This window comes from Homoserinimonas sp., from assembly GCF_056262345.1.
Genome location: NZ_JBACFR010000028.1, coordinates 1 through 2629, shown reverse-complemented (window position 1 = coordinate 2629; position 2629 = coordinate 1). Strand labels below are relative to the sequence as shown.

The following is a 2629-nucleotide window of genomic DNA, read 5'->3' as shown; positions in this document are numbered from 1 at the left end:
TGATCGCGCCCACCTTTGGTTCGCCCCAGCTGTCGGATGATGAGGCCGCAACCCTGCGGGTTCGGCTAGAAGAGAGCGGAGCGCGGTCGTACGCGGAGCGTCTGCTCGCGGACCACATCGCCAGGGCTCGCGCCGTGCTCGCCCGCGACCACATCCCCGAGCCGCTGCGACGCACGCTCGAACCGCTCATCGATCAGGTCATCAGGCGGGGGCGGTAGTGGCACAGCGGGAAGGTTCGACCGGCACGGGAATGGGGGCACACATGCCGCAGCAGGTGGGTAACAATGGTGTCGTGGAGACCAACGGCTCGTCGACGCGGTTCGATCTCTACACGCGTGTGTGTGAGCAGGCCGCGGCCGTGGTCATCCAGCAGTATTCGACCTCGTTTGGCGCGGCAACGCGCCTGCTCCCCGTTGCCGTTCGGCGGCATATCTCCAACATTTACGCGCTCGTGCGGGTGGCCGATGAGGTCGTTGATGGTGCGTCTGCGGATGCCGGGCTCACGCCTGCGCTGGCGGGTCGCGCGCTCGATGATCTTGAGGCTCAGACCGAGGAGGCCATCGGTTCGGGTTACAGCACAAATCCCATCGTGCATGCATTCGCTACGACGGCCAGGGAGGTGGGATTCGGCGCCGACCTCACCCGCCCGTTTTTCGCGTCCATGAGGGCGGATCTCACGGAGGTTGTGCACGATCCGGATAGCTTCTCGGCCTATGTCTATGGCTCGGCAGAGGTAATCGGTCTCATGTGCCTCGAAGCGTTCCTCGCGGGCCACGACCGCAGTGAGCAACAACTCGTCGAGCTCACCGCTGGCGCGCGTGCGCTCGGGGCGGCGTTTCAAAAGATCAACTTCTTGCGAGATCTAGGCGATGACTACGAGGCCCTCGGGCGCAGTTACTTTCCCGCCGTCAGCGTTGAGGGTTTCACCGAGGCAGACAAAAGCGCCATTCTCGACGACATTGACTCTGACCTCAGGGTTTCGCTGGCATCCCTGCCGCTTCTTCCTTCGCAGAGCCGCCGCGCGGTGTGTCTCGCACAATCGCTGTTCACCGAGCTGGCCCGGCGTCTGAGGTCTACCCCCGCATCCGAGATCGTTCAGGTGCGGGTGAGCGTGCCGACCGCGGTCAAGGCGCGGCTGGTGGCACAGGCGATGGCGGGCAGGATGCCCCGCGCATGAGTAACGAAGACACCGCCGTCGACAGCGGCGCGCAGCACGCTGGCTCGCCCCGATCCGCCATCGTTATTGGCGGCGGTATCACGGGCCTGGCCGCGGCTGGGCTGCTCGCCCGTGAGGGCTACACGGTCACGCTGCTCGAAAAGCAGCCGGTCGTCGGCGGCCGGGCCGGGCTGTGGGAGTCGCAGGGTTTTCGCTTCGACACGGGCCCGTCGTGGTACCTCATGCCCGAGGTCTTCGATCACTTCTTCAGGCTTATGGGCACCTCGGCATTCGAGCAGCTCGACCTGGTGCGCCTCGACCCCGGTTATCGGGTGTTCTTTGAGGGCGACCCGCAGCCCATCGCAATAACGTCGGACCGTCAAGAGAACATCGACCTCTTCGATAGCCTCGAACCCACCTCTGGTCTGCGCCTCTCTCGATACCTCGACTCCGCGACCGACACGTATGAGATGGCCAAGAAGCGCTTTCTCTATTCCACATTCGAATCATTCAAACCTCTCCTGCGGTGGGACGTGCTCAAGCGCCTCCCGACCCTTGCGCGTCTTCTCTTGCAGAGCCTCGACCGCAGGGCCGCGGGCACGGTTCGCGACGATCGCCTGCGCCAGATTCTCGGCTACCCCGCCGTCTTTCTTGGCTCCTCGCCGTTCACAACGCCGAGCATGTACCACCTGATGAGCCACCTCGATATGACCGACGGTGTCTACTACCCCATGGGCGGTTTCACGACCATCATCGACCGCATCGCCACCCTGGCGACGGATGCGGGGGTCGAGATTCGCACATCATCCGCCGTCGATCGCATCGTCGTCGACGATGGCAAGGTCACGGGAGTGCAGTTCGCCAACGGCAACTATCTGGCCGCCGACCTGGTGGTGTCGACCGCCGACCTGCACCACAGCGAGACGCAGCTGCTGCCCGAGAAATACCAGACCTATCCCGAGAAATACTGGCGCTCGCGAGTATCGGGTCCCGGCGCGATGCTGCTCTACCTGGGTGTCGAGGGTGACCTCCCCGAGCTCGAGCACCACACGCTCCTCTTCGCCCGTGACTGGCGTGCCAACTTCGATGCGATCTTTGGTGCCGAGACCCGAATCCCCGATACGGCGAGCCTGTATATCTGCAAGCCCAGCGGGGTTGACCCTGCGGTTGCGCCCGAAGGTCACTCAAACGTGTTCGTGCTCGTTCCCATCCCCGCCGATCCCCCGCTCACCGATCTGGACGCCCTCGGCGATCGGGTGATCGATCAGATCGCAGAGTGGGTGGGCATCCCCGACCTTGCCTCCCGAATCGTTCTGCGGCGCACGGTGGGCCCGGCCGATTTCGAGCGCGACCTCAACGCGTGGAAGGGCTCTGCGCTCGGCCCCGCCCATGTGCTCAAACAGAGCGCGTTCTTTCGCGGCACCAACAAGAGCCGCAAGGTCGAAGGGCTGCTTTATGCCGGCAGTTCCAGCA

Annotated in this window: 2 protein-coding genes and 1 pseudogene; all 3 read left to right on the top strand. The window is 64.3% G+C overall.

The features are described 5' to 3' along the window. Positions 1-218 (top strand): annotated as a pseudogene (locus AC062T_RS01365) (polyprenyl synthetase family protein); the annotation flags it as partial. After that, on the top strand, positions 218-1177 hold the full coding sequence (locus AC062T_RS01360; RefSeq protein ID WP_476026688.1) for a phytoene/squalene synthase family protein: 960 nt from the start codon (positions 218-220) through the stop codon (positions 1175-1177). The pseudogene AC062T_RS01365 and the gene AC062T_RS01360, both read left to right, overlap by 1 nt. Beyond that, positions 1174-2629 (top strand): phytoene desaturase family protein (gene crtI / locus AC062T_RS01355; RefSeq protein ID WP_476026686.1); only part of this gene is annotated, 1456 nt, incomplete at its 3' end. The genes AC062T_RS01360 and crtI, both read left to right, overlap by 4 nt.